The organism is Stenotrophomonas sp. STEN029 (assembly GCF_056760015.1).
In genome coordinates this window covers 77,567-104,336 of record NZ_JBRREC010000003.1, presented here as the reverse complement: position 1 = coordinate 104,336, position 26,770 = coordinate 77,567, and the positions used below count along the sequence as shown (strand labels likewise).

20 protein-coding genes and 9 tRNA genes are annotated in these 26,770 nt (G+C 61.0%); 25 read left to right on the top strand and 4 right to left on the bottom strand.

Annotated elements, in window-relative coordinates:
• Nucleotides 1–107: 107 nt before the first annotated feature.
• Nucleotides 108–869, bottom strand: coding sequence for a Bax inhibitor-1/YccA family protein (locus ACVOLI_RS01480; protein WP_481533233.1), 762 nt, complete (start codon nucleotides 867–869; stop codon nucleotides 108–110).
• A gap of 140 nt (nucleotides 870–1,009) precedes the next feature.
• Between ACVOLI_RS01480 and ACVOLI_RS01475 the strand changes: the two genes are divergently transcribed.
• The 14 genes from ACVOLI_RS01475 (at nucleotide 1,010) to ACVOLI_RS01410 (ending at nucleotide 10,846) form a co-directional block, all read left to right on the top strand.
• A tRNA-Pro gene (locus tag ACVOLI_RS01475) sits at nucleotides 1,010–1,086 on the top strand.
• A gap of 44 nt (nucleotides 1,087–1,130) precedes the next feature.
• Nucleotides 1,131–1,207: transfer RNA gene (locus tag ACVOLI_RS01470), tRNA-Arg, on the top strand.
• Between the two features lie 35 nt (nucleotides 1,208–1,242).
• Nucleotides 1,243–1,319, top strand: a tRNA-His gene (locus ACVOLI_RS01465).
• Nucleotides 1,320–1,396: 77 nt separating this feature from the next.
• Nucleotides 1,397–1,472, top strand: a tRNA-Lys gene (locus tag ACVOLI_RS01460).
• 112 nt (nucleotides 1,473–1,584) lie between these two features.
• Nucleotides 1,585–1,660 (top strand) — tRNA-Lys (locus tag ACVOLI_RS01455).
• Nucleotides 1,661–1,819: 159 nt separating this feature from the next.
• A tRNA-Leu gene (locus ACVOLI_RS01450) sits at nucleotides 1,820–1,904 on the top strand.
• Nucleotides 1,905–2,080: 176 nt separating this feature from the next.
• Nucleotides 2,081–3,376, top strand: coding sequence for a trigger factor (tig, locus tag ACVOLI_RS01445; protein ID WP_282270920.1), 1,296 nt, complete (start codon nucleotides 2,081–2,083; stop codon nucleotides 3,374–3,376).
• A gap of 66 nt (nucleotides 3,377–3,442) precedes the next feature.
• Complete coding sequence (gene clpP, locus ACVOLI_RS01440) at nucleotides 3,443–4,069, top strand: ATP-dependent Clp endopeptidase proteolytic subunit ClpP (protein ID WP_057629317.1); 627 nt, start codon at nucleotides 3,443–3,445, stop codon at nucleotides 4,067–4,069.
• Nucleotides 4,070–4,197: 128 nt separating this feature from the next.
• Nucleotides 4,198–5,487, top strand: a complete 1,290-nt coding sequence (gene clpX / locus ACVOLI_RS01435; protein WP_282270923.1) for an ATP-dependent Clp protease ATP-binding subunit ClpX — start codon at nucleotides 4,198–4,200, stop codon at nucleotides 5,485–5,487.
• 137 nt (nucleotides 5,488–5,624) lie between these two features.
• A complete protein-coding gene (gene lon / locus ACVOLI_RS01430) occupies nucleotides 5,625–8,084 on the top strand; it encodes an endopeptidase La (protein WP_481533232.1) in 2,460 nt (819 codons plus the stop codon).
• A 205-nt stretch (nucleotides 8,085–8,289) separates the two neighbouring features.
• Entirely contained in the window at nucleotides 8,290–8,562 is a 273-nt protein-coding gene (locus ACVOLI_RS01425; RefSeq protein WP_282270927.1) for an HU family DNA-binding protein, read from the top strand.
• A 12-nt stretch (nucleotides 8,563–8,574) separates the two neighbouring features.
• Nucleotides 8,575–8,649, top strand: a tRNA-Val gene (locus ACVOLI_RS01420).
• A 31-nt stretch (nucleotides 8,650–8,680) separates the two neighbouring features.
• A tRNA-Asp gene (locus tag ACVOLI_RS01415) sits at nucleotides 8,681–8,757 on the top strand.
• 127 nt (nucleotides 8,758–8,884) lie between these two features.
• Nucleotides 8,885–10,846 (top strand): peptidyl-prolyl cis-trans isomerase, encoded by a 1,962-nt coding sequence (locus ACVOLI_RS01410; RefSeq protein WP_481533231.1) that lies wholly within the window; start codon nucleotides 8,885–8,887, stop codon nucleotides 10,844–10,846.
• 388 nt (nucleotides 10,847–11,234) lie between these two features.
• Here the strand turns inward: ACVOLI_RS01410 and ACVOLI_RS01405 are convergent, their stop codons facing one another.
• Nucleotides 11,235–12,452 (bottom strand): lytic transglycosylase domain-containing protein, encoded by a 1,218-nt coding sequence (locus tag ACVOLI_RS01405; RefSeq protein WP_481533230.1) that lies wholly within the window; start codon nucleotides 12,450–12,452, stop codon nucleotides 11,235–11,237.
• A complete protein-coding gene (gloB, locus tag ACVOLI_RS01400; protein WP_481533229.1) occupies nucleotides 12,449–13,213 on the bottom strand; it encodes a hydroxyacylglutathione hydrolase in 765 nt (254 codons plus the stop codon). Before gloB ends, ACVOLI_RS01405 begins: the two co-directional genes overlap by 4 nt.
• Nucleotides 13,214–13,329: 116 nt before the next feature.
• Here gloB and ACVOLI_RS01395 point away from each other — a divergent pair, with 116 nt between their 5' ends.
• From ACVOLI_RS01395 to dnaQ, 3 genes are read left to right on the top strand one after another with little or no spacing between them, the layout of a single operon-like run.
• Nucleotides 13,330–13,878, top strand: a complete 549-nt coding sequence (locus ACVOLI_RS01395; protein ID WP_296247857.1) for a class I SAM-dependent methyltransferase — start codon at nucleotides 13,330–13,332, stop codon at nucleotides 13,876–13,878.
• Between the two features lie 15 nt (nucleotides 13,879–13,893).
• Nucleotides 13,894–14,346: a ribonuclease HI gene (gene rnhA / locus ACVOLI_RS01390; RefSeq protein WP_296247856.1), complete on the top strand. Its 453-nt coding sequence runs from the start codon at nucleotides 13,894–13,896 to the stop codon at nucleotides 14,344–14,346.
• A gap of 8 nt (nucleotides 14,347–14,354) precedes the next feature.
• Nucleotides 14,355–15,083, top strand: coding sequence for a DNA polymerase III subunit epsilon (gene dnaQ / locus ACVOLI_RS01385; RefSeq protein ID WP_481533228.1), 729 nt, complete (start codon nucleotides 14,355–14,357; stop codon nucleotides 15,081–15,083).
• Nucleotides 15,084–15,182: 99 nt separating this feature from the next.
• Here the strand turns inward: dnaQ and ACVOLI_RS01380 are convergent, their stop codons facing one another.
• The gene (locus tag ACVOLI_RS01380; RefSeq protein WP_481533227.1) at nucleotides 15,183–15,908 is read right to left on the bottom strand and encodes a PP2C family protein-serine/threonine phosphatase; all 726 of its coding nucleotides are present in this window, start codon (nucleotides 15,906–15,908) and stop codon (nucleotides 15,183–15,185) included.
• Nucleotides 15,909–16,111: 203 nt separating this feature from the next.
• Between ACVOLI_RS01380 and ACVOLI_RS01375 the strand changes: the two genes are divergently transcribed.
• The 8 genes from ACVOLI_RS01375 (at nucleotide 16,112) to ACVOLI_RS01340 (ending at nucleotide 26,767) form a co-directional block, all read left to right on the top strand.
• Nucleotides 16,112–16,202, top strand: a tRNA-Ser gene (locus ACVOLI_RS01375).
• Nucleotides 16,203–16,742: 540 nt separating this feature from the next.
• Nucleotides 16,743–17,654: a helix-turn-helix transcriptional regulator gene (locus ACVOLI_RS01370; RefSeq protein WP_481533226.1), complete on the top strand. Its 912-nt coding sequence runs from the start codon at nucleotides 16,743–16,745 to the stop codon at nucleotides 17,652–17,654.
• A 63-nt stretch (nucleotides 17,655–17,717) separates the two neighbouring features.
• Entirely contained in the window at nucleotides 17,718–18,218 is a 501-nt protein-coding gene (locus ACVOLI_RS01365; RefSeq protein ID WP_481533225.1) for a BrxE family protein, read from the top strand.
• A gap of 2 nt (nucleotides 18,219–18,220) precedes the next feature.
• On the top strand, nucleotides 18,221–19,009 hold the full coding sequence (locus ACVOLI_RS01360; RefSeq protein ID WP_481533224.1) for a DUF1819 family protein: 789 nt from the start codon (nucleotides 18,221–18,223) through the stop codon (nucleotides 19,007–19,009).
• Nucleotides 18,990–19,565 (top strand): BREX protein BrxB domain-containing protein, encoded by a 576-nt coding sequence (locus ACVOLI_RS01355; RefSeq protein WP_481533223.1) that lies wholly within the window; start codon nucleotides 18,990–18,992, stop codon nucleotides 19,563–19,565. The genes ACVOLI_RS01360 and ACVOLI_RS01355 overlap by 20 nt, the downstream gene beginning before the upstream one ends.
• 28 nt (nucleotides 19,566–19,593) lie before the next feature.
• Entirely contained in the window at nucleotides 19,594–23,223 is a 3,630-nt protein-coding gene (brxC, locus tag ACVOLI_RS01350; RefSeq protein WP_481533222.1) for a BREX system P-loop protein BrxC, read from the top strand.
• A gap of 5 nt (nucleotides 23,224–23,228) precedes the next feature.
• The gene (locus ACVOLI_RS01345) at nucleotides 23,229–25,331 is read left to right on the top strand and encodes an ATP-dependent DNA helicase (protein ID WP_481533221.1); all 2,103 of its coding nucleotides are present in this window, start codon (nucleotides 23,229–23,231) and stop codon (nucleotides 25,329–25,331) included.
• Nucleotides 25,328–26,767: a DUF7017 domain-containing protein gene (locus ACVOLI_RS01340; protein WP_481533220.1), complete on the top strand. Its 1,440-nt coding sequence runs from the start codon at nucleotides 25,328–25,330 to the stop codon at nucleotides 26,765–26,767. The genes ACVOLI_RS01345 and ACVOLI_RS01340 overlap by 4 nt, the downstream gene beginning before the upstream one ends.
• The last annotated feature ends 3 nt before the right edge of the window (nucleotides 26,768–26,770 follow it).

The window sequence follows — 26,770 nt, the reverse complement described above, 5'->3', positions numbered from 1 at the left end:
GCGCTACATCCGGATTTGATCCTGGGAAGGCCCCTGCCGAGCATGGCTCGGCACTACAAAACAAAGGGCGCCCATTGGGCGCCCTTCGCAAACAACCTGCAGCAACCTCAGTTGCGCGACTGCAGCTTCGACAGCAGGCGCAGGAACTCGATGTACAGCCACACCAGGGTGACCATCAGCCCGAACGCACCGTACCACTCCATGTACTTCGGTGCGCCGGCTTCCACGCCGCTTTCGATGAAGTCGAAATCCAGCACCAGGTTCAGTGCGGCGATCACCACCACGAACAGGCTGAAGCCGATGCCGATCAGGCCGGACTCATGGATGAAGGGGATGTTGATGTTGAACAGGCCCAGCACGATCGTCGCCAGGTACACCAGGGCGATGCCGCCGGTAGCGGCGACCACGCCCAGCTTGAAGTTCTCGGTGGCCTTGATCAGGCCGCTGCGGTAGGCGAACAGCAGCGCGAACAAGGTGCCGAACGTGAGGATCACCGCCTGGAACACGATGCCGTTGAAGCGCGCTTCGTAGATGGCCGAGATCGAACCCAGGAACAGGCCTTCCGCCAGTGCGTACAGTGGCGCGCTGACCGGTGCCCAGGTCTTCTTGAAGATGGTCACCATCGACAGGATGAAGCCGACGATCAGGCCGCCCCACATGTAGAACTTTGCCGCCGGCAGCAGCTCGCCGCTGTCACTGAGGGTGCCGTTCCATGCGAACGCGGCAGTCAATGCGGCCAGCAGCAACAGGATGCCGGTCTTGTTGACCGTGCCGTTGATGCTCATCGCATCGGCGCCGCGCGACACCACGCTGCCGCTGCCAAGGTCGAGGAAGGTTGTATCGGAAAGGGCAGGGTTGCCGCTGCGCATGCAATGCTCCGTTGCTATGAAATGGGCGGGAATCGAACGCCAGCATACCCAATTCAAACAAAATGAAATTTACCGTTGACAGGTAGGCGCGTTTTTCCCACAATAGCCGACCTTTCCGGGGCATTGGAAGGATTCACCGCCGGGGTATAGCGCAGTCTGGTAGCGCGCCTGCTTTGGGAGCAGGATGTCGGGGGTTCGAATCCCTCTACCCCGACCATCCAACGCACCAAGCGCGCGTTGGAGTGCGACAATCCGGTCAGAGCGCCCGTAGCTCAACTGGATAGAGCACCGGCCTTCTAAGCCGGCGGTTACAGGTTCGATTCCTGTCGGGCGCGCCATCAGGTGCAAGCGGTAGGTAAGCAAGGTTTCAGTGGTGGCTGTAGCTCAGTTGGTTAGAGTACCGGATTGTGATTCCGGTGGTCGGGGGTTCGAATCCCCTCAGCCACCCCACTGTTTCAAGGCTTCGGAGTGAAATCCGGGCTTGCAATAAAAGTCGGATTGGGGCATTATTCGCCTCCTGATTTTCAGGGCTGTTAGCTCAGTTGGTAGAGCAGTTGACTCTTAATCAATAGGTCCAAGGTTCGAATCCTTGACAGCCCACCAAATCAAGAAAGCCGTTGGAGCGATCCAGCGGCTTTCTCTTTTTATGTAAGCCCGGTGTTTTGGGCGGGTGCATGAAACACGCTTGTAGTGTAGAATTCACCTCGAAGTTTCAGGGCTGTTAGCTCAGTTGGTAGAGCAGTTGACTCTTAATCAATAGGTCCAAGGTTCGAATCCTTGACAGCCCACCAAATCAAGAAGCCGCTGGAGAAATCTGGCGGCTTTTTTCTTAGCCAGGGCGGCATGCCGCCCGGTCATTGTTCAGGCGCTCATTGTTGGAGCGATGCGCAGGCGGGGCTGGCTTCCGCTTTGCGGGCGCTCCTGCAACAATGCTGCGCTGGGTCAGTATTGCGAAAGTGGCGGAATTGGTAGACGCCCTGGATTTAGGTTCCAGTGCCGCAAGGCGTGGGGGTTCGAGTCCCCCCTTTCGCACCAGTCAGTGGTGTTCTCTGCCCGCTGCGGGCCTTTTCAGACAACCTGTATGGGTCTGCCCGCTGGCGGCCACGGGCGATATCGGCCAAACTAAAGGGCTGCGGTGCATAACCGCGCCCTACAACCGTTTCATCCATCACATCGAACCGGGGCGGTTGCCGCCGGTGGCAGGAGTCAACATGCAAGCTTCGATCGAATCCACCGGCAATCTGGAACGCCGCCTGAGCTTCTCGCTGCCGGAAGAGCGTCTGCAGGGGCATATCAGCGGCCGTCTTGGCGAAATCGCGCGCACCGCGCGCATCAAGGGTTTCCGCCCGGGCAAGGTGCCGGCCAAGGTGATCGAGCAGCGTTTTGGCCCGCAGGTGCGCGCCGAGGCGCTGGATGGCCTGCTGCGCGAGACCTTTGACGCCGCCCTGCGCCAGCACGAGCTGCGCATTGCCGGCAACCCGCGCATCGACAAGGCCGGCGAAGGCGAGTTCGACTTCGTTGCCACCGTTGAGCTGATCCCGGACTTCGGCGACGTCGACGTCACCAAGCTGACCGTCGTGCGCCACACCGCCGAAATCAGCGATGCCGACATCGACCAGATGATCGAGAACCTGCGTGCCCAGCGTCGCACCTGGAAGCCGGTTGCACGCGGCGCCCAGGAAGGCGATCTGGTCGGCCTGGAAACCTGGTCGCAGGCTGGCGACGAGCGTCTGCCGGCTGAGGGTGTCGAGAAGGGCACCATCATCATCGGCCAGGGCATGATGTTCGAGCAGATCGAAAAGGGCCTGGTCGGCCTGGCCAAGGGTGAAGAAAAGACCCTGGACGTCGAGTTCCCGGCTGACTGGCGCGTGCCGGCACTGGCGGGCAAGACCGTGCAGGTCACCGTCAAGGCCGTTGAAGTCTCCGAGCAGGACATGCCGGAAGTCGACACCGCCTTCATCAAGAGCTTCGGCGTGAAGAACGGCGACGTGGAGCAGTTCCGCGCCGACATCCGTTCCAACCTGGAGCGCGAGCTCAAGGGCGCGCTGATGAACCGCCTGCGCCGCGAAGTGGGCGAGCAGCTGATTGCCGCCTATTCCTCGGTCGAGCTGCCGCCGCGCCTGGTCGAGGGTGAAGCCCGCTCGATGCTGGCCCAGCAGATCGATGCCATCCGTCGCCAGGGCGGCAACCCGGGCGAAGTGCCTGCCGATGCCCACGAAGGCTTCAAGGACGCCGCTTCCAAGCGCGTGCTGGTCGGCCTGCTGGTTGGTGAAGTGGCCCGCAAGAACGAGCTGCGCCTGGACCCGAAGCGCCTGAACGAAACCATGCGCCTGATCGCTTCGACCTACGAAGAGCCGGAGCAGGTCATTGAGATGTACCGCAATGATCCCCAGCTTATGTCGGGTCTGCAGAACCGTGTGATGGAAGAGCAGGTCATCGACTGGATCGCCGAGCGTGCCCAGCACACCGAGCAGGCCTTGACGTTCCAGGAAGCCATCCGCCAGTAAGCTGGCGGTGTTTCATCCCCGCGCCGTGGCGCGGGGAGTTCCCTCCCAAAATAGGTGCCTCACGTAATGGACAACCGAACCAAAGCTCTGAACATGGTTCCGATGGTGGTCGAACAGACCAGCCGCGGCGAGCGCGCCTACGATATCTATTCGCGCCTGCTCAAAGAGCGCCTGATTTTCCTGGTCGGTCCGATCGACGACCACATGGCGAACGTTGTGGTCGCGCAGCTGCTGTTCCTTGAGTCGGAAAACCCCGAGAAGGAAATCAGCATCTACATCAACTCGCCGGGCGGCGTGGTCACGGCTGGCATGGCGATCTACGACACCATGCAGTACATCAAGCCGGACGTCAGCACCACCTGCATCGGCCAGGCCGCCTCGATGGGCGCGCTGCTGCTGGCTGCCGGTGCGCCGGGCAAGCGCTTCGCGCTGCCGAACTCACGCGTGATGATCCACCAGCCGCTCGGCGGCTACCAGGGCCAGGCCACGGACATCGACATCCACGCCCGTGAAATCCTGACCCTGCGTTCGCGCCTGAACGAAGTGCTGGCCAAGCACACCGGCCAGGACCTGGAGACCATCGCCCGCGACACCGAGCGTGACAACTTCAAGAGCGCGGCCGAAGCTGCGGCGTACGGCCTGGTGGACCAGGTGCTGGAGCGCCGTCCGGAAGAGAGCATCCAAGCCTCCTGATGCGTTGAACGGCCAGAAAATCGGCCTGATTTTGCAGGGTCGGAACCGGACTGGTGTCCCTCCGGCCCTGTGCTATTCTCGAAATTGAACCCCCTGTTCAGAGGGGGAAGCAACTGGGTAAGCGAAGCATGAGCGAAGACCGGCAAGGTCGTACCGGGGACAGCAGCGGCAAGATTCTGTACTGCTCGTTCTGCGGCAAGAGTCAGCACGAAGTTCGTAAGCTGATCGCAGGTCCGAGCGTATTCATCTGTGATGAATGCGTGGAGCTGTGCAACGACATCATCCGTGAGGAACTTGAGGAAAAGGCGCAGTCGGCGCGCAGTTCGCTGCCCAAGCCGCGCGAGATCCTCGAGGTGCTCGACCAGTACGTGATTGGCCAGAACCGCGCCAAGCGCACGCTGGCGGTTGCGGTGTACAACCACTATAAGCGCATCGAGAGTCGTTCCAAGAGCGACGACGTCGAGCTGTCCAAGTCCAACATCCTGCTGGTCGGCCCGACCGGTTCGGGCAAGACGCTGCTGGCCGAAACGTTGGCGCGCCTGCTCAACGTGCCGTTCACCATGGCCGATGCGACCACCCTGACCGAAGCCGGTTACGTGGGCGAGGATGTGGAAAACATCATCCAGAAGCTGCTGCAGAAGTGCGACTACGACGTCGAGAAGGCACAGCAGGGCATCGTCTACATCGATGAAATCGACAAGATCTCGCGCAAGAGCGAGAACCCGTCGATCACCCGCGATGTGTCCGGCGAAGGCGTACAGCAGGCCCTGCTGAAGCTGATCGAAGGCACCGTGGCCAGCGTTCCGCCGCAGGGCGGCCGCAAGCACCCGCAGCAGGAGTTCCTGCAGGTCGACACCAAGAACATCCTGTTCATCTGCGGCGGCGCGTTCGCCGGCCTGGACAAGGTGATCCAGGCCCGTTCCACCGATACCAGCAGCATTGGTTTCGGTGCCAAGGTGAAGAGCGCCGAGCGCAAGCAGGAAGTGGGCAAGGTGCTGGCTGAAGTCGAGCCGGAAGACCTGATCAAGTTCGGCCTGATCCCGGAGTTCGTTGGTCGCCTGCCGGTGGTCGCGACCCTGGAAGAGCTGGACGAAGCGGCCCTGATCCAGATCCTGACCGAACCGAAGAACGCCATCACCAAGCAGTTCAAGAAGCTGTTCGAGATGGAGAACGTGGAGCTGGAGTTCCGCCCCGATGCGCTGTCGGCCATCGCCAAGAAGGCGCTGAAGCGCAAGACCGGCGCCCGTGGCCTGCGCACCATCGTCGAGTCGGTACTGCTGGACACCATGTACGAGCTGCCCTCGCAGGAAAACGTCAGCAAGGTGGTCGTGGACGAATCGGTCATCGAGAACAAATCCGAGCCGTACATCGTCTACCAGGCGCCGCCGGAACCGGTCAAAACCGCCTCAGGCGAGTGAACCCGGGCGAACTGAAGTGAATAGGCGGTTGCGCCGCTCACGTTCAGCTTTCGACAGCTCTTGCAACACCTCGCCGATGGCCCCATAACGGGGCCATCGGCTTTTTTATTTAGCCTCCACCGAATCTCGGAGCCCCCATGGCCCAGTCCCAACTCGAAGTCCTCGACCTGCCGGTCCTGCCGCTACGCGACGTGGTGGTGTTCCCGCACATGGTCATCCCCCTGTTCGTGGGCCGCGACAAGTCCATGCAGGCGCTGGAGCGCGCGATGGAGGCCGACAAGCGCATCCTGCTGCTTGCGCAGAAGTCTGCCGAAACCGACGACCCGGCGGCTGCCGACCTGTACACCGTCGGCACCCTGGCGCAGGTACTGCAATTGCTGAAGCTGCCCGACGGCACCATCAAGGTGCTGGTCGAAGGCCTGTCGCGCGTTGCCGTGGACAAGGTCCATGAGCAGGACGGCTCGCTGCAGGGCCATGGCGTGGAAATCGAATCGGATGAATCGCGCGAGCCGCGTGAGATCGAGGCGATTGCCCGTTCGCTGATGTCGCTGTTCGAGCAGTACGTCAAGACCAACCGCAAGCTGCCGCCGGAGCTGTTGCAGACCCTGGCCGGCATCGAAGAACCAACGCGCCTGGCCGATACCATCGCCGCGCACATCGGTGTGCGCCTGGCCGACAAGCAGAAGCTGCTGGAAACCTTGCAGGTCGGCGACCGCCTGGAAATGCTGGTCGGCCTGGTCGACGGCGAGATCGACGTGCAGCAGCTGGAGAAGCGCATCCGCGGCCGCGTCAAGTCGCAGATGGAGAAGAGCCAGCGCGAGTACTACCTCAACGAGCAGATGAAGGCCATCCAGAAAGAACTGGGTGACCTGGATGAAGCGCCGGGTGAGATGGAAGAACTGGCGCGCAAGATCGCCGAAGCCGGCATGCCCAAGCCGGTCGAGACCAAGGCCAAGAACGAGCTCAACAAGCTCAAGCAGATGTCACCGATGTCGGCCGAAGCCGCGGTGGTGCGCAACTACCTGGAATGGCTGCTGGGCGTGCCGTGGAAGAAGCGCACCAAGGTCCGCAAGGATCTGAAGGTCGCGCAGGACACGCTGGATGCCGACCATTACGGCCTGGACAAGGTCAAGGATCGCATCCTTGAATACCTTGCCGTGCAGGCGCGGGTGAAGCAGATGAAGGGCCCGATCCTGTGCCTGGTCGGTCCGCCGGGCGTGGGCAAGACCTCGCTGGGCCAGTCCATCGCCAAGGCCACCAACCGCAAGTTCGTGCGCATGAGCCTGGGTGGCGTGCGCGACGAGGCCGAGATCCGTGGCCATCGCCGTACCTATGTTGGTTCGATGCCGGGCCGCATCGTGCAGAACCTCAACAAGGTCGGCAGCAAGAACCCGCTGTTCGTGCTGGATGAGATCGACAAGATGTCGATGGATTTCCGCGGCGATCCGTCCTCGGCACTGCTTGAAGTGCTGGACCCGGAACAGAACAACGCCTTCAACGATCACTACCTCGAGGTCGACCTGGACCTGAGCGAAGTGATGTTCGTGGCTACCTCCAATTCGTTGAATATCCCGGGTCCGCTGCTGGACCGCATGGAAGTGATCCGCATCCCGGGTTACACCGAAGATGAGAAGCTCAACATCGCTACCCGCTACCTGCTCAGCAAGCAGCTCAAGGCCAATGGCCTGACGGCGGAGGAGCTGGCGATCGAAGAAGATGCCATCCGCGGCATCGTGCGCTATTACACGCGCGAATCCGGTGTGCGTAACCTCGAGCGCGAAATCGCCAAGATCTGCCGCAAGGTAGTGAAGGAAATCGCCCTCGCTGGCCCGCAGCCGGTGAAGAAGGCTGCTGCCAAGAAGTCGGCCAAGAAGCCGAAGGCGCTGGTGGTGGTCGACGCGAAGAACCTGGACAAGTACCTGGGCGTGCAGCGCTTCGACTTCGGCCGTGCCGAGGAAGAAAACGAGATCGGCCTGGTCACCGGCCTGGCCTGGACCGAAGTCGGCGGCGAGCTGCTGCAGGTCGAGTCGACGCTGATCCCGGGCAAGGGCGCGGTCACGCTCACCGGCCAGCTTGGCAACGTGATGAAGGAATCGGCCACGGCCGCCTTGTCGGTGGTGCGTGCACGTGCCGAAGCACTCGGCATCGACGTGGATTTCCTGCAGAAACACGATGTCCACCTGCACGTGCCCGATGGCGCGACGCCGAAGGATGGCCCGAGCGCCGGCATCGCGATGGTGACTTCGCTGGTGTCCACGCTGACCAAGGTGCCTGTCAAGGCCGAAGTGGCGATGACCGGTGAGATCACCCTGCGTGGTCGCGTTACCGCAATTGGTGGCCTGAAGGAGAAGCTGCTGGCCGCGCTGCGCGGCGGCATCCGCACCGTGGTGATTCCCGAAGAGAACCGCAAGGACCTGGTGGACATCCCGGCCAATGTCACCCGCGACCTGACCATCGTGCCGGTGAAGTGGATCGACGAAGTGCTGGATATCGCATTGGCAACGCCGCTGAGGCCGAAGAAAGTCGGCAAAAGTGCGCAGCGTGTCGCAGTTCGCGGCAAGGCGAAGGCAGCTCCGACGGCCCGCGTCAAGCACTGAAATGTGAACGTAAAACCCCTCAAAACCCGCGTCATTAAAGGCTTTTCAGCTTGCGCGGGTAGGGGGGCACTGGTATAAAAGTGCGACTCACGCGGCAGTGTTTTTTTGTCGGCGTGTTTGCAGGTTCTTCGGCAGTCGTGCGTCTTGGGGACGTACGGGTGCCACTCAATAATTCCGCGGATTACCGCAAAGGGAGTTTTACAGAATGAACAAGACCGAATTGATCGATGGCGTTGCCGGTGCTGCTGACCTGACCAAGGCTGAAGCTGGCCGTGCGGTTGATGCCGTCATCGCCGAGATCACCAAGGCCCTGAAGAAGGGTGATGCCGTGACTCTGGTGGGTTTCGGTACGTTCCAGGTTCGTGAGCGCGCTGCGCGCACCGGCCGTAACCCGAAGACCGGCGAAGAGATCAAAATCGCCGCTGCAAAAAATCCTGCCTTCAAGGCTGGTAAAGCTCTGAAAGACGCTGTAAACTAAGCGGCTCAGCTGGGGTGCTTAGCTCAGCGGTAGAGCGTCTCCCTTACACGGAGAGGGTCGGGGGTTCGAAACCCTCAGCACCCACCAAGTTAAGCATTGCAGTACAGTTTGAAAGTGTGGAGCGGTAGTTCAGTTGGTTAGAATGCTGGCCTGTCACGCCGGAGGTCGCGGGTTCGAGTCCCGTCCGCTCCGCCAGATGTCTCAAAGCCCTCGGCGCAAGCCGGGGGCTTTTTTTTGCCCCGCTATTGGCAGCGGCCGAGTTGGGCGCGGGGCAGGAAGCGGGTTAAACTGCCCGGCTCGCCACTCAGGCCTCGATTTGCCCATGCTGCAGAAACTTCGCGACAAGACCTCAGGCTGGATCGTTACGGTGATCATGGGCCTGTTGATGATCCCGTTCCTGTTTGTGATCGACAACAGCTACCTCGGTGGTGTCGGCGCACAGAACGTTGCCAAAGTGTCGGCGCCGCCGTCGTGGTGGACCTCGGCACCGTCATGGTGGCCGATGTCGTTCCTTTGGAACCACCACGAAGTCAGCGTCGAGGACTTCCGTACCCGTTTTGAACAGGCGCGCATGCAGGCGCGTGAGCAGCAGGGCGACAACTTCGACCCGCGCGAGTTTGAAACCGCCGAGAACAAGCGCCTCGTGCTCGACCAGCTGATCGACGAGCAGGTTGTGCGTCTGGCTGCCGAAGACGCGCATATCGTCATCGGCGACAAGGCCGTGCGCGACTACATCGCGGCGATTCCGGGCTTCCAGAAGGATGGCAAGTTCGATCCGGACCAGTACCGCCTGGCGCTTGCGCAGAGCATGCCGCCGCGTACGCCGGCGATGTTCGAACAGCTGGTGCGCTCGAGCCTGCAGCAGTCGATCATTCCTTCGGCACTGGCCCAATCGGGCTTCACCACCAAGGGCGAAAGCGAGCGTCTGCTGAAGCTGTTGGGCGAAACCCGCGACGTGGAATTCGCATTGTTGCCGGTCGTTGCGCCTAATACTGCAGCGGTCACGGACGCCGAGATCGACCAGTGGTACAAGGCGCATCCGAAGGACTTCCGTCAGCCGGAAAGCGTCACCATCGAGTACGTCGAGCTCAATGCTGCGAGCATGCCGGCCGCGACGGCGGCTGACGAAGCCACGCTGCGTCAGCGCTATGAAGACGAGAAGGCGCGTTTTGTCAGCGCCGACCAGCGTCTGGCTTCGCACATCCTGATTGCCAAGGGCAGCGATGAGAAGGCCGCCGAGGCCAAGGCGGCCAAGCTGGCCGTGGAGGCCAAGCAGCCGGGTGCCGATTTCGCCGCGCTGGCCAAGGCCAACTCGGAAGATCCGGGCTCCAAGGATTCCGGTGGCGACCTGGGCTGGGTTGAGAAGGGCGTGATGGTCAAGCCGTTCGAAGACGCGCTGTTCGCGATGAAGGCCGGGGATGTGGTCGGCCCGGTCAAGACCGAGTTTGGCTACCACGTGTTGAAGCTGCGCGAGATCAAGGGTGGCGAAGGCCGTCCGTTCGAGGAGGTGCGTGACCAGCTGGCTGCCGAGCAGCTGCAGGCCGATACCGAGAAGGCATTCAATGAGCTGAGCGGTCGCCTGGTCGATCTGGTTTACAAGAACCCGACCGAGCTGGGTGGCGCAGCCAAGGAAGTTGGCCTGCCGGTGCAGACCCTGGGTCCGTTCAACCGCGCCACCGCCAGCGGCATCGCTGCCAATCCGGCCGTGCTGAAGGCTGTGTTCTCCGATACGTTGAAGGAAGACGGTACGGTCAGCGACCCGATCGAACTGGCTCCGAACCACACGGTCATGGTCCGCGTTACCGCACACACCCCGGAGCAGGCGATTCCGCTTGCGCAGGCGCGTGAGCAGGTGATTGCCGCGGTACGTGCGCACCGTTCCGAAGAAGCCTCGAAGAAGGCGGCTGATGCCCTGCTGGCCAAGTTGAATGCTGGCCAGACCCTGCAGGCATTGGCTGGTAGCGAGCAGCTGCAGTTGCTGCCGATGCCGGGCCTGCCGCGCACCGCGCCGATGCCGACCGCTGAAGCCAACCGCGCTGCATTCACCGCCGCGGCTCCGGTCGGCGACAAGCCGAGCTATGACAAGGTCGAGATGGAGCCGGGCCGCTATGCCGTGTTCGCGGTCACCAAGGTGACCCCGGGCAACCCGGCCGAAGTGCCGGAAGCGCAGCAGGCCATGCTCAAGGACCAGCTGAGCCAGATCGACGGCGCCGCCGCAGCCAAGGCCTATGTCGACGGCATGCGCAAGCGCTACAAGGTGCAGGTGCAGGAATCCCAGCTCTGAGCACCTGAGCAGCAACAAACAAAAAGCCCGGCGAAAGCCGGGCTTTTTCTTATGTAGTGCCGAGCCATGCTCGGCAGAGGGCGTTGCCAATACAGCCAGCAGCACCCGGTAGTGCCGAGCCATGCTCGGCAGGGGCTTCACCGCTGATCTTTCCGCTTGTGGGAGCGGCGTAAGCCGCGAAGCTGGTGATCCATCCGATTGCGCGGATACCGGCGATTCCATTGCTGTCGGCTTCGCGGCTTATGCCACTCCTACAAAAGCTGGAGATTGTCGGTAATGCCCCTGCCGAGCATGGCTCGGCACTACATCAACGCAGAAGCCCGCATCAAACGCAGAAGCCCGGCTTTTGGCCGGGCTTCTGGTTCTGCTTTCACTTGAGAGCGGTGGCTCAGCGCGCCTCGTCGTAACGCAGCACCATGCCCGGCTTCAGCACCGCGCTGGCATCCAGGTTGTTGGACGAGAGCAGGGTCTTCACCGAAATGCCGTAGCGGCGGGCGATGGTCCAGGCCGATTCGCCGCTGCGTACGGTGTGGCGGCTGCCAGTGCTGGCCGAGGCAACCGCACGCGAAGGAGCAGCAGGACGGCGGCTGGTGACGGGCGTCGCTGCGGCAGGTGCCGCGTCGCGGGTGGCTACCAGCACGCTGTCGCTGTTGTCGCTCTCCACGCTGCCCATGGCCGCAGCCGGTGCCAGCACCCGGGTGCCGGAGCGCGAGCTGGTCAGGGCGGGGTTGAGGCGGGCGATGCGGGCCGGGTCCAGCGCGTTCTGCGCCGACCAGGCTGCCAGGGTGGTGTTGGCCGGCAGGGTGTGGCCCTTCAGGATCGGCACCTGGCGGTCCAGCGCCGCCATCAGGTCGGGTTCGTTCTCGGCCTGTTCCAGCACGCAGGCCAGTGCGTGCAGCTTTTCAACATAGGCGTAGGTGATCGGCGACAGGCCCGGCAGTTCGGAAGCGGTGGCGTTCTGTGCGTTCATGCCACCACGACGCAGCGACTGCAGGATGCGGTATTCACCGGCGTTGTAGGCCATCACCGCCAGCTGCCAGTCACCGGCAAACATGCCGTGCAGGGTCTTTAGGTAGCGGACTGCGGCGCGGGTGGAATCCACGGCCGACAGGCGGCCGTCGTAGCCCTTCTCCATCGGCACGCGGTGGTTGCGCGCGGTAGTGGCGATGAACTGCCACAGCCCGGCCGGGCCGCTGGCGTTGCGGGCGCCGGGGCGGTAGCCGCTTTCAACGAAGGGGATCAGCGCGAATTCGGTTGGCAGGCCGGCACTGCGCAGCTCGTCGACGACGTAGCCGAACAGCGGCAGCGCGTCGTCCTCGACATTGCCCAGTCGCGAAGGGGCGTGCGAGAACTGCTTGCGCCAGCGTGGGCTGGTGGCTTCGGCGTCGCACTGTGGTGCGGCCAGGCCCTCACGGAAGTTGGCGAAGATCTCGCGGCCGTTACGGGTGGTCGGGGCCGGCAGCGAGGCCGGGTCCAACGGTAATGCAGTGAGCGCGGCGACGTTCTGGGTCATGCCGGCACTGACCGGAAGCGTCTGCGCGGCCAGCGTGCCGCTGCCCGTGCCCAACAACATCCCCAGCGCCAACGGCAGACAAAGCCGCCTCATGCGCGAAAACCGTCTTTCCACCGCCGCAATTCGGCGAAGACTTCCACCTCGTCGGTGGGGGCGCGACCAAGTCGCGCCGCGATCGCTGCAACGATGGCGGCATCGGCGGTCCGCAGAAACGGATTGCATTCCAGTTCGCTCGCCAGGATGGCGGGAACGGTAGGACGGGAACTGCTGCGCATGTCCGAGGCTTCCTGTTGGCGGCGCTGCAATGCCGCGTTGGTGGGGTCGACATGCCGCGCAAACACGGCATTGGCCAGCGTGTATTCGTGCCCGCAGCAGACCAGTGTCTGTGGGGGCAGGGCGGCCATTCGCCGGAGCGAGGCCAACATCTGGGCCGGCGTACCTTCGAACATGCGTCCACAGCCCAAGCTGAACAACATGTCGCCACTGAACAAATGGTCGTGGCCGTAGTAGGCAATATGGCTTCGGGTGTGACCGGGAACTTCCATCACACTGAAGTCGAAGCCGGACAATTCTACCCGGTTGCCTTCGCTGACGCGTTCACATTCCAGTGCGATGCGTTCATCTACCGGCGCGATGACCCGCAAGCGCGGCCAACGCTCACGCAACTCCGCCACCCCGCCGATATGGTCGTCGTGGTGGTGGGTGAGCAGGACACCTGCAGGCTGCATGCCTTGCGCAGCGGCTTCGAAAACCGGACCGGCCTGGCCGGGGTCGACGAAAATCGTGCGGTCATCGGGCGTTTGCAGCGCCCAGATGTAGTTGTCCTGAAATGCGGGCAGGGCGATCAGTCGCATAGAATTGGAAAATGCCTGCCGCCCAGTCCCCCCGTCAAGCTGCAGTCTCGCCCTGGTTTGAGAAAGCCGGGGCGCAGGCGATGCGCGAATGGGAGCAGCGGTTGCTGTCTGAACAAATGCGCGGATTTCCCTCGCCGCCATGGCTGTGGCTGGCGCCAAACGCCTTCTGGCAGCCCGATTCCCCGCCGCAGGGCCGCGGCCTCCGCCTGCACCGCAACCCGCAAGCGCCGGGCTGGACGGGCGATCTGCGGTGCAGCCTGCCGTTGCCGCTGCCCAGCGAGTCGATCAAGGCCATCGTCATCGAGCATCCGGCGGCCGAGGAGCTGGAGCCCTTGCTGTCCGAATGCGCGCGGGTGCTGATGCCCGGCGGTCGGGTCTGGGTGACCCTGCTCAACCGCTGCAGTCCCTACCGCGCGCACTGGCAATGGCAGGGCGCGCGGCCACCTTCGGTGACACGTTGCAGGACACTATTGCAGCGGCAGGGCATACGATGTCGCTCGCTGCGGCACTATGGTCCGCTGTGGACGCAGTCGGGCAACACCCCGGGCACGGCTTTGCCGGCCCTGCGCGCCTTGTGCGTGCTGGAAGCTGAAAAACGCACCGAGGCTTACATCGGCCCGATCAAGGCCAGTCGCGTCAGTTGGCGCGACCCGGTGGCGACCTGAATTCAACGGAACACTATGAAGTCAATTGAAGTACATACCGATGGCGCCTGCCTCGGCAATCCCGGCCCCGGCGGATGGGGCGCGTTGTTGCGTTACAAGGGCCATGAGCGCGAGCTGGCCGGTGGCGAAGCCCACACCACCAACAACCGGATGGAGTTGATGGCTGCGATCATGGGCCTGGAGACGCTCAGCGAGCCCTGCAACATCACCTTGTTCACCGATTCGCAGTACGTGCGCCAGGGCATCACCGAGTGGATGTCGGGCTGGGTGCGACGCAACTGGAAGACCGCCGGCGGTGATCCGGTCAAGAACCGTGACCTGTGGGAGCGCCTGCACGAGGCCACGCAGCGTCATCAGATCGATTGGCGCTGGGTGAAGGGCCATTCCGGTGACCCGGACAACGAACGCGTGGACCAGTTGGCCCGCGATGCTGCAATCCGCGTGCGCGCTGGCGCCGCGAGCAACTGAGGTAGCTGATGCGCCAGATCGTCCTTGATACCGAAACCACCGGCCTGGAATGGAAGAAGGGCAACCGCGTGGTCGAAATCGGCTGCGTGGAGCTGCTTGAGCGGCGCCCCAGTGGCAACAACTTCCACCGCTACCTGAAGCCGGATTGCGACTTTGAATCCGGCGCCGCGGAAGTGACCGGCCTGAGCCTGGACTTCCTCGCCGACAAGCCGCGCTTCGAAGAAGTGGTGGATGAATTCCTGGCCTATGTGGACGGTGCCGAGCTGATCATCCACAACGCCTCGTTCGACATGGGCTTCCTCGAGAACGAGATGAGCCTGGCCGGCAAGGGCCGCCTGGCCAGCCGGGTGACGGTGACCGATACCCTGGCGATGGCGCGCGAGCGCTATCCCGGCCAGCGCAACTCGCTGGATGCGCTGTGCCGGCGGCTGGGTGTGGACAATGCCCACCGCACGCTGCATGGCGGCCTGCTCGATGCGCAGATCCTGGCCGACGTCTATATCGCGCTGACCTCGGGCCAGGAAGAAATTGGTTTTGGCCAGCCCGAAGCCGAATCGACCAGTGCCAGCGGTGTCGTGCAGGCATTCGATGTATCGGCGTTGTTGCCGCGCCCCCGCGTACTGGTGACCGCCTCCGAGCAGGAGGCGCACGAGGCGCGCCTGGCCAGGCTGCGCAAGAAAGCCGGACACGCATGGTGGGACGGCGAGCCGGCGCCCGCGCCGAGCGAGCCGGCCTGAGTCACGCCGGTCGTTGATTTGAACGGAATTCCCCGGCGAGTTTGGCGGCGGGCCGGCGGCGGCGGGGCCGCCCCGGGTGTCTTCCCGGCGGGGTTTTTTTTAAACCTCTCTGCCCCTGCCTCCGTTGCAGCGCACCAGGACGACGGTGACGTTGTCCGAGCCGCCGCCATCCAGTGCGGCGGCGACCAGCGCATCCACGCATTCCTGCGCGCTGCAGTCGCCGTGGGCCAGTGCCTCGGTGAGGCCGGCATCGTCGACTTCCTCGGTAAGCCCATCACTGCACAGCAGCAGCTGCATGCCAGGACGCAGTTCGCCGGTCATGGTGGCGACGTTGAGGTGGGCCGGATCGGTCACGCCCAATGCCTGCGTGACCACATTGCGGTGAGGATGCGCGCGCGCCTGCTCGGCGGTGAGCGTGCCCTGGGCGATCAGTTCCTGCACATAGCTGTGGTCCTGGCTGAGCTGGCCCAGTTTGCCGTCGCGCCACAGGTAGGCGCGGCTGTCGCCAACCCAGGCCACCTCGAAACGATTGCCCTGCACGCGTGCGGCCACCACCGTGGTACCCATCGGCAGGCTGTCGTTGCGGCGGCGCGAGGTGCGGATGATCTCCTCATCGGCGGTGCGGATGGCCTGCACCAGCGAAGCGCCGTTGCGCACCTCGCGGACGATGGTTTCGCGCGCCAGGGCGCTGGCTACCTCGCCGCAGGCATGGCCGCCCATGCCGTCTGCCACCAGCCACAGGCCCAGCTCGCCGTCACCGTAGTAGGTGTCTTCATTGAGCTGGCGACGCAGGCCGACGTGGCTGAGGTGTCCAAATTCGATCATGAGTGCCCGAGCGGGCTGTATATCAACGGTGAAGGTCTCTGCATCATCGCGTTCATGGAGGTGTACGGCAAGCGCTTGCAGACACTCGTTTGGCTGGCGGAATGCAGCGCCTGGATGGCCAATGGCGTTTTTTTGTTAAAAACCGCTTGTCCGCGCAGCCGATGCCCCTTATTATTCGCAGCCCGGTTCGCCGGGGACCATCTGGAGAGGTGGCAGAGCGGTTGAATGTACCTGACTCGAAATCAGGCAGGCGTTTATAGCGCCTCGGGGGTTCGAATCCCCCCCTCTCCGCCAGATACTTGAATTAAGCCCTTGATTTTCAAGGGCTTTTTTCATTTCTTGCTTGACTGGCATGCCATCTGGTATGCCACGGGAAGCTGGCTGCTGCTGGACCATTCTGGACATGGTGGCGCCTGTAAGCGGCGCGCATCGGCTTCACACAGGTCAGGCGTTCGCAAGTCCTGAGGGCCAGGCGGACGGGGAGCGGCCCTATCGGCGCTCATAACGACTTCACACAAGTGCGCTTGATAGTCGCCGCAAAGCGTCTTGAACGATCGCATCGACTTTCCGACAGGCTCACGACTCCCTGTTGCCATAAAGGGCCTCAGCAGCTGGCCACGATGCTATTCCTGATACCTGTAGTGGCCTGATGGCCTTTTGCCAAGCTTATGCAGGTAGTGAGGGGCTTCGAAGGAAGATGGTTATCAGAATGCAGCCCTTATGCGATCATCATGCTGCCGTCTGAGTATTCCCTGATGGGTAGCAGGCTCTACCGATGGCTACGATAAGGAATTGCTGACCCGGATGAGCGATCTTTTCGGGTGCACACGGATGATGAACGAATTTCTCGCAGATCTAACCCAGCCAAAGCGCGACCGGCTCGCGTTCGTTGAGTTGCGCGTGCGCTTCATCGGGGAGATACGTCGCCAAGACTTGGTCACGCGGTTTGGGATCCAGTCCGCCGCCGCATCCAGGGATCTGGCGCTGTACAGGGAGTTAGCCCCTAGCAACATCGACTACGACTCCAAGGGCAAGTCCTACGTCCTGGGACCAGATTTTCGGCCCCTATTCAACTTTCCGCCGGAGCGGGTGCTGTCGTGGCTGACCCAGGGCTTTGGCGATGGTGAGCCGATACGGCTCAAGGCATGGGTGGCCAGCGAGAACCCTTCGCGGCTCACGCACCCGGATCTGGACGTGTTGGCGAGCGTGACGCGGGCAATCCACCAGGAATGTCCGCTCGGCATCGAGTATCACTCCATCTCCAGTGGTCGCACCGAGCGGGAGATCGTCCCGTTCGCGTTGATCGACAACGGCTTGCGCTGGCACGTCCGTGCCTTCGACCGGATGTCGCAGGACTTCCGGGATTTCGTCATCACCCGGATCAAGCGCACCGTGGCGCTTAAGGCGCAGCTAGTGGCGCCCCACGAGATGAGTGATCAAGACATTCAGTGGACTCGGATCGTCGAGCTGGAGTTGATTCCGAACCCCGATCAACCTCGCCCCGAGATCGCGGAGATGGATTACGGCATGACCGCAGGCATGGTGAAGATCAAGCTTCGCGCAGCAACTGCCGGCTACATCCTGCGCAAGTGGAGTGTCGACTGCTCTGCTGATCACAGCCTTCGCGGGCCGGAGTACAGGCTTTGGCTCAAGGACCACTTGGCCTTGTACGGCGTCAAAAGCGCCGTGCTGGCACCAGGGTATGCGCTCACGGATGCGACCGGAGTGGGGGCGGGATGTGAATGAGCAACAGATAACGCTGCCCGCGCCGGTCGCGTCGGTAGAACATAACGAATGACGAGAATTGAGATGAAAGAATCCTACCTACCGACATTGCTGCAAATGAGGATGCTCGTCGGCTTCCTTGGCGAGCGTGCTCAGTGCGCCTGGTGGCCGACTGCGTTCTATGAGGGATCAAGCAAGCTCTTCCTGGAGCCGGTCTTCTCGAAAACGTCTCGCCTCGCTCAGTACCACGGTGTGCTGGAAGCAGCCAGGCGATTGCACGACGAGCATCTGAGTGTGGGCAGCTACCACCTGTTTCGGTTGCCCGAAGAGATCGAGCAAGACCTGCACGCGACCGTTCAAAGCGGCGTGGGAGAGGAACTTGCCAGCCAGGCGCCACAAAGCAAAGAGGCTGCGCTGGATGCGTTGAAGCGCTTGGCTGCCACAGGCAGCACGTCCAGTGTGGGGCCAACGGCGGTCGGAAGCATCAAGGATATTGATTCCACCGACACCATGAAGGCCATCGCGGCAGCCTATCTATCGGCATTCACGCAGGACGCCAAAACATATCCGTATCTGGTGGGTTGATCGTGGCCGACAACAAGCTTTACACGACACAGTTACAAGCAGGCCTTGGGCTCGTCAACGAGACCAAGACGCTGATCGAGCTGTGGTCGCCAGGCATGTCGGCGAATCAGTTGCATCAAGTCGCGCTGGAGTCTGGTCGATTCCCCACAGTTACCGCGCGCCGACTCCGCAACATTGTCGTCGAATGCTTTGCCCCGCGCTATCTGGTCAATGGCGGTACACCGGCTGCTCACCTCAAGCGCCTGTCGGCAACAATTTCCACTGTTGATCTGACGCAGCTCATGCTGGTTTTCACGAGCCGCGCCAATCCCATTCTTGGTGACTTCGTGCGCCACGTTTACTGGGCTCGATACGCTGGTGGATACACACAGATCACCAATGAAGACGCCCGTGCCTTTGTCGAACGAGGCATCGATGACGGCAAGACAGTTAAACGCTGGTCTGAGTCGACAGTGAGGCGCGTTTCCGCCTACCTGACCGGGTGCTGCGCCGACTACGGAATGCTTGAGCGCGGTTTGCGTTCGAGCCGCCGCATCCTGCCGTTCCGCATCTCGCCGTCTGCGGCTGCATATCTAGCCTATGAGCTGCACTTTTCGGGCGTGGGTGATAACGCGCTGCTGACCCACGAAGACTGGCAGCTGTTTGGCCTGGCACGGGAAGACGTGTTGGAGGAAATCAAACGACTCTCGCTGAAGGGGTTGCTCATCGTCCAGGCTGCTGGCGACGTGATCCGCATCAGCTGGAAACAACAAGACATGGAGGCGCTCTGCGATGTCCTCACTCAAAGCTGATTTCGACGAATTGCGCGAGCGCATCCGCCACGGGCGTGAGCTCGGTCATGCGAGCTTCGAGCCGATTTACTACCTCGTCTTCCCACCAGAGCAGATCCTCGAGGTGAAGCGGCAAACACCCGCTTGGATGGCCAAGCTGCATCAGGAAGGCTGGGACGTGCACACGTTCTCCATCGCTGAACAGATCTGGGCCCTGCTCAAAGACGACCCGTTTTGGTCGCTGTGCGTAATGGAGGACAAGTCCGCTCCGCTGGATTGGCCGCGTACCAACAAGGCGCTGGCGGACATTCTGACGGCGGATAACGGCCTGCTGAAGCGACTTGAGGATGCCCTGCAGCCGCTCGAAGGCCAGCAGAACGCGCTGCTCTTGGTAACGGACCTTGAGGCGCTCCATCCGTTTATGCGCATCGGCGCCATCGAGAGCCAGCTCCAGGGCAAGTTTCATGTGCCAACTATTTTTCTGTACCCCGGCGTGCGAACCGGCAAGACGCGCCTGAAGTTTCTCGGCTTCTACCCGGAAGACGGCAATTACCGCTCCGTCCACGTCGGCGGCTGAACAGACAAAAGAACCCTGGGATAAACCTATGACCATTCGCTCACTCTTCGACCCAAGCAAGGACATCTACCGGACCATTGAGAAGGTCATCACCTATGGAGCCTCGCAAGAAGGCCGCCTCAAGGCTGAGATCTCTGAGTACGTGGTCACCGAGAGCATTGAGGAGCAGTTCCGCAAGCTACTCGACCGCATGCAGCTGGCAATGGAGTCCGGTGGCGAGAATGAGGTCGGCGTCTGGGTCTCGGGCTTCTATGGGTCAGGTAAGAGCTCGTTCACCAAGTACCTCGGCCTGGCATTTGATGATCAGCGCACCATCGATGGCACACCGTTCATCAAGTACCTGCAGGACCGCCTGCACAAGCCGCAAACCAAGGCCCTGCTTAGCACCGTGGCGCAGCGGTTTCCGGCTGCCGTGGTCATGCTGGACCTCGCGAGCGAAATGCTCGCCGGCGCCACGATGGAAGACGTCTCCACCGTCCTTTACTTCAAGGTGCTCCAGTGGGCGGGCTACTCCCGCAACCTCAAGGTTGCTGCCTTCGAGCGCATGGTCGAGAAAGACGGTCGCACGCCCGAGTTGCATGAACGCATCGCGCAAGCATTGCCGGGTGCCACCTGGGCGCGTGTGCAGAACAACCCACTGGCCATCGACGGGCTGATCCCGAAGATCGCTCACGAGATGTACCCGGCGCTCTTCCCCGAGGCCAAATCCTTCTCGTCAAGCACCGAGGGCTTCTTCCAGTTCGAAGACCAGCGCGTGCAGGAGATGATCGACATCGTTCGCGAGAAAAGCGGGAAGCAGAACATCATCTTCATCGTAGACGAAGTCGGCCAGTACGTGGCCTCGCGCGACAACCTGATCCTCAATCTCGATGGCCTGGCCAAGAACCTCAAGCGCCTGGGCGACGGCAAGGCCTGGATTATCTCCACCGCGCAGCAGACGCTCACTGAAGACGATCCTCGCGCAGCGCTGAATTCGGACAAGCTCTACAAGCTCAAGGACCGCTTCCCGATCCAGATCGATCTCGAGTCGAGCGACATCAAGGAGATCTGTTACCGCCGCCTGCTCGGTAAATCACCGGCTGGCGAGACCGAGCTCGGCAAGCTGTTCGATGCCCACGGCCAGGCGCTGCGGCACAACACCAAGCTGCAGGACGCCAAGTATTACGACGCGGACTTCAGCAAAGAGAGCTTCACCAATCTCTACCCGTTCCTGCCGGCGCACTTCGATATCCTGCTGCATCTGCTGGGCGCCTTGGCCAAATCCACCGGTGGCATCGGGCTACGCTCGGCGATCAAGGTCATTCAAGACGTCTTGAAAGGCGAAGGCGGCTCCAAGGCAATGGCCGATCAGCCGGTGGGCTGGCTTGCCACCACCGTCACGCTGTACGACGAGCTGGAAAAAGACATTCGCCGTGCCTTTACCTCCGTTCACCAGGCGGTCAGCAAGGTTCAGATTCGCTTTCCGGACTCGCAACTTCATCAAGACATAGCCAAGTCCGTCGCCGTGTTGCAGATCCTCGGTAACTTGCCGGTGTCGGTACAGAACGTCGCCAGCCTGATGCACCCGTCAATCAGTGCGTCCTCGCAGCTCGATACGGTGCGCAAGGCGGTCGAGGAGATGCTGGGTGACGTGCATGTGCCGCTCGGTGAGAAAGACGGCAACCTCGTTTTCCTCAGCGAGAAGCTCCGCGACATCGAACAAGAGCGCGGTGCTATTGCGCTGCGTACCGTGGACGTAAAGCGCATCTTCAATGACGCCCTGCGCGAATCCTTCGACCCGCTGCCCCGTATCAGTCTGCACAGCACGATGGCCGTCGCAACGGGCTTGAAGGTCCAGGCCGGCAGCGCCACTACCAGCTTGGCCGGTGATCAGAGCACCATTCAAACCGTCGTCGAGCTGGTGGCTGCCAGCGACTACGACGCTGCCAAAAACCGGATACTGGATGACTCCCGCAGCCGCGCCGGTCGCAACATCATCGGGCTCTTGGCCCGCTCCAACCAAGAGCTGGACGACCTGGCCAACGAAATCTATCGTTGCCAGCGCATCGCTGAGCTGCACCGCAACGAACCCGACCAAGAGGTCAAAGACTACTGCACCGGTCAGCTTGACCGCGCCGCCAAGCTCGCGACCCAGCTGCAGAGCAAGATCAAGCAAACCTTGCAGGCAGGTTCTTTTGTTTTTCGGGGCCAGGCAACGGCGGTATCGGCGCTGGATGCCGATCTGCTGGAAGCAGCCAAGAAGCTGCTCTCCGATGTGGCTGACCAGGTGTTCGACCGCTATGTTGAAGCGCCAATACGCGCCAGCACTGACACCGCTGAGAAATTCCTGAAAGTCGCCAATCCCGCTGCCATCGGCAGCAGTCTTGATCCGCTCGGCCTAGTGCAGACCGTCGCCGGGCGTGCCTCGTTCAAGACCGATCACAAGGCGATGATCAGCATCCGCGACTACATCGACAAGCGCGGCACCGTCGATGGCAAGCGCCTGCTCGACGACTTCAGCAGCGATCCGTTCGGGTGGTCGCCAGATACCACGCGCTACATTGTTGCTGCCATGCTCATGGCCGGCGAAATCAAGCTCAAGGTGTCCGGCCGTGAAGTCACGGCCGCAGGCCAGCAGGCGATCGATGCCCTGAAGACCAACAACTCCTTCAAGCAGATCGGTGTCGCTCTGCGCGACGAGCGCCCGTCCATTGAAACCCTCGGCCGGGCGGCGGAGCGGCTCACCGAGCTGGTCGGTGACATGGCCATTCCGCTGGAGCAGGAGATCAGCAAGGCAGCCGCCAAGCACTTCCCGCGCTTCCAGCACGACTACGGCTCCTTGGCCGAGAAACTCAGCGGCCTCGGGCTCGCGGGCAGCGACCGCATCCGCACCTTGAACCAGGACATTGCCGATGTCCTGTTCACCGATGCCTCCGACGCGCCCCAGCGCCTGGGCGCCGAAGCCTCTGCCATTTACGACAACCTCAAGTGGGCGCTGGAAGTGAAGCGCGTGCTGGACAACGGGCTCGACGCTGCATTGCGCGACCTGCAGGCCCATCGCCGCGACATCGAAGCCTTGCCCGACACTGGCGTTCCGGGCGAGCTACGCCGCGAACTCGCGGATGACCTGGGAACTTTGTCAGAGCGCCTGAGCAAAGAGGACTTCTACAAACACACCACCGACTTCCACTCGCAACTCACTCACCTGAAGGGCCGGGTGCGCGATACCGTCATCACTCTGTCTGAACAGCAAAAGCTGCGCTTGAAAGATGGCGTAGAGGATTTGCAGCGCATCCCCGAGTGGGAGCAGCTCACCCAGGAAGAGCGCGGCAACGCCGTGAACCGGCTGGACGGGCTCGCCCTGGCTGCCACGCAGGATCTGGCGGGCCTCAAGAAGCTCCTGGCCCGCGACTACGACATCAACATCACCTTCGAGGACCTTAAGCGGTCCATTCAGAGCCAAGGCCAGGAGAGGCTTCGCCAGCGCATGGAGCAAGAGCGCGCCAAGAACGGAGAAAAAGGCCCAGCCAAGCTGACCAAGTCGATCGCGATTCCAGTGAAGATGACGTCGGCTGCAGACATTGAGGCGTTGATCCAACAGCTACAGGAAATCAAGGCGCAGCTTGGCCTTTATGCAGAGGCGGAAGTCAACTTTGTAATGAATGGCGGGGGCGACTGAGTAGCATGGCAGTACAACTGACCCGAGAGCAATCCGCCGCGCTTGACGCCATTAAAACTTTTCTTCTTGATGACTCCCGAGATGCATTTGTACTGCGTGGCAGTGCAGGCACTGGTAAGACCACACTTATTGGCAAACTGGTCGAAACGCTAGAGGAGATGAACCTTTCCTGCAGTCTCCTGGCGCCGACAGGTCGGGCCGCCCGCATTCTTGGCAACAAGATCAAGCAAATCACTGGAAACCATGGATACGAAGGTTCGACTATCCATCGGGCGATCTACACGCTGACCCATTTGGAGGTGAATGAAGGGGCCGAGACGGCCAACGACCCGGGAGTGCGGATGATCTTTCCATTGAAGGAGGAGGAATCGGTTGTTTCCTTGTTCGTGATCGACGAATCGTCAATGGTCGGAGATAAGGAGAATCACGGTGATTTCATGCAGTTCGGTTCCGGCCGACTACTCATGGATATCGTGACCTTTGCTCGAATGAACAGATCAGGTCGCACAAAGGATCACCTTACCAAGCTGCTTTTCATCGGCGATCCTGCGCAGCTACCTCCGGTTGGAGAAAACGCGTCACCGGCCTTGTCAGATGCGTATCTGAGTGAGCATTTCGAGTTGAAGGTGGACTCGTTCGATCTGAAAACAGTCATGCGTCAGGCGCAGGACAGTGCCATTCTCGACCGCGCCACGGAGTTGCGCGACGCCATGTTGGCCGATCGTTTCAATAAATTTTCACTGCAGCCCAATGGGCAAGATATTGAACAGGTCGATGCCCGAAGAGCCGTCGATCTGATCGTTCAAGGGTTGCAGACAAAAGCTTCCAACGTCGCCGTCGTGCACTCCAACGCCACTGCGCTGGAGTACAACCGTAACATCAGAGATCGTCGCTGGGGTGATGCCAGTCTGCCCATCCAGGCAGGCGAAACGCTGTTGATCAACAAAAACTCAACAACGCACCTACTCAGCAATGGCGATCTGGTCAAGGTCATGGAGGTGGGAGCAGACGCGCAATGCGTTCCAGTAAATCTCAAGGGAGGTCACCGTGTTGAGCTGTGGTTCCGCAATATCACAGTGGCTTTTCGTGACGCTGATGGCAGCATCATCCAGACAAACTGTCTGGTATTAGAGAACTTGCTAGATTCACCTCACCGCGAATTGACCCCATTGGAGCTGCGGGCGCTGCTGGTGGATTTTCGAAAGCGCCACCCTGACCTGCACCCAAAGTCGGATGAATTTCGCCGCACCATCCGCAACGACCCATACTTCAACGCGCTCCAGGTCAAGTACGGCTATGCCATGACCTGTCACAAGGCGCAGGGCGGGGAATGGAATACGGTCATCGTTGATTTCGAGTCCAACGCAGGCTCGCGCAATGCATCGTTCTTCCGTTGGGCTTATACGGCCATCACCCGTGCAGCAAAGAAACTGATCATCGTGAATCCGCCTGACTTCACGCCAGCCGGTGACATCGCTTGGGGTGGTTCATCAGGCGCATCTAGAAAACCTGATGAGGCAGGCCTTCAGGAACTCACTGCTGATCCAGACTGGCAGAGGCTTTCGTTCACACCCGCTATTGCCCCCTTGATGCAAACCCATCAGCAGTTACGCCTCGTGTGGGGGGCTCAAGGCATCGAAATTGAACAGCTGCAGCACTTGCAGTATTGCGAGCGCTACACCCTCTCGCGCAATGGCAAACGCGCCATAGTTCAGTATTACTATAATGGCAAATTGGAGGTCGGTCGCTCTGGATCTGTTTCTAGCGCCATATCCGATAGTCAATTGGCGGAGGACGCGCTGACATCGCTTGGTGCGCTGGCTGCCAAATCAGCCACGGAGCAGCCAAACCAGTTCATACAGGAATTTCTGGATGGTCTGGATGCAGCCATTGCCAGCTCGGGGATTCAACGTATCGGTCATAAGACTATGCCGTATCGGCTGAGAGTGAGTTTTGCAGATGCTTGCCGCAAAGGCGAGATCGATTTCACTTACGACGGCGCCTTTACTTGGACGGCTGCTCAGGAAGTCGGCGGCCCAGGCAGCAGCCACGGCCTCTATGAGGAAGTACAGAGCTTGATGACAGCGCAAAAAGAGGAAAGCCAGTGAGTTCCGGTGAAATCTTTGCACTTCGCAAGCAAAAGCGGTATGCAGAAGCCCTGGAATTGGCTAGGTCTGAGTATCCCCAAAACACGGCTGACGTATGGTTTCTTCGGGCCTACGCCTGGGCACTGTATGACCATGCAAAAGAAATCGTCGATCGTTACGAGGCAAAGCAACTGTCTCCTGCTGCGTTATCTGTCCAGTTATCACCGTACATGCGCGAGTTTTCGCAGATGGCTGACGCGCTGCGTGGCGATACTGCTTTTTCACAATTCCTTCGCCTTACTGGGAAGGCATCCAAGGATTGGTCTGAATTCCTGCGTTTTGCCCGCTGGGTGGGAAACAACAGTTTTTCAGAAGAGGACAAGAAGCCTTTCGTCAATGAGGCAGGAAAGACTGTAGATAGTTTGCATAAACGATTCATACGCGCAGTCTGCCGTGAGACAGCGGCTAAAGCCGTCGATCCACAGTCGGATCAGGCGCTAAACGAGTGGGGCCTTGGCGTTTTGGAGCAAGCGCTAAAGGATGAGCCAAACGACCAATGGCTCAACTACTACCAGAGCAAACTGCACCTGGCCAACGGCGAGCCAGCCCTTGCGATCAAGCGATTGACACCAGTGTTGCGCCGCCAGTCGCGCGCGGCTTGGCCATGGTCGCTACTAGGCGAAATCCTGGAAATTGAGCACCCACAGGATGCGTTGACCTGTTATGCCCATGCAACCCAGCTGGCTCGGGAGGAGCAGGAAGTCGCAAAGGTTCGCATCAATTTGGCACAGCGCCTCGCGCTCGTGGGCCGTTTCAATGAGGCAGCACACCAGGCGAACCTGGCACTGCAGTACAGGGAAAAGCACGCGTATAAGGTGCCGCAGGAACTGCATCAACTGCTTACCAGTGACTGGTATCAAGACGCACTCGCCAATAACTCTCTACAGCCGCTACCTAAAGCTGAGCCGAATGCACGTGCATTGCTTCAGGAATTGGATAGAAAAAATCTAACCTACACTCGCGGTGTTATTGATCACATCAATGCAGAAAAGGGGCTTAGCTATATAGCAACCGGCGCCGTTACCGGCTTTGCACTTTTTCATAAAAAATTTCCCGCGGTGGCAAGCTTGTTGCCCGGTACCGTGGTTGAGATTGGTTGCACCGAATCTGATGGCCACCCTCTGGATTGGCGAATGTCAGAGGATCAAATCATTCCTGGCCTGTTCGAAATGTTTAGTGGCACCTTGAATAGGCAGGAAGGGAAAACATTTGCATTCATCCGTGCCGGCCGAGATGACGTCTTCGTTGCACCAGAGATGGCTGAGACCTTCACTCCTGGGGTGGAGTACGACGTCACCTGCCAGGCTATCCGGCGTACCAACAAGCAAGGTAAGACCGGCTGGCGTGCTGTGAAATTCATCGAAAAAAAAGAGCAGCAGCTCTCCGCTGACTTCTAAGAG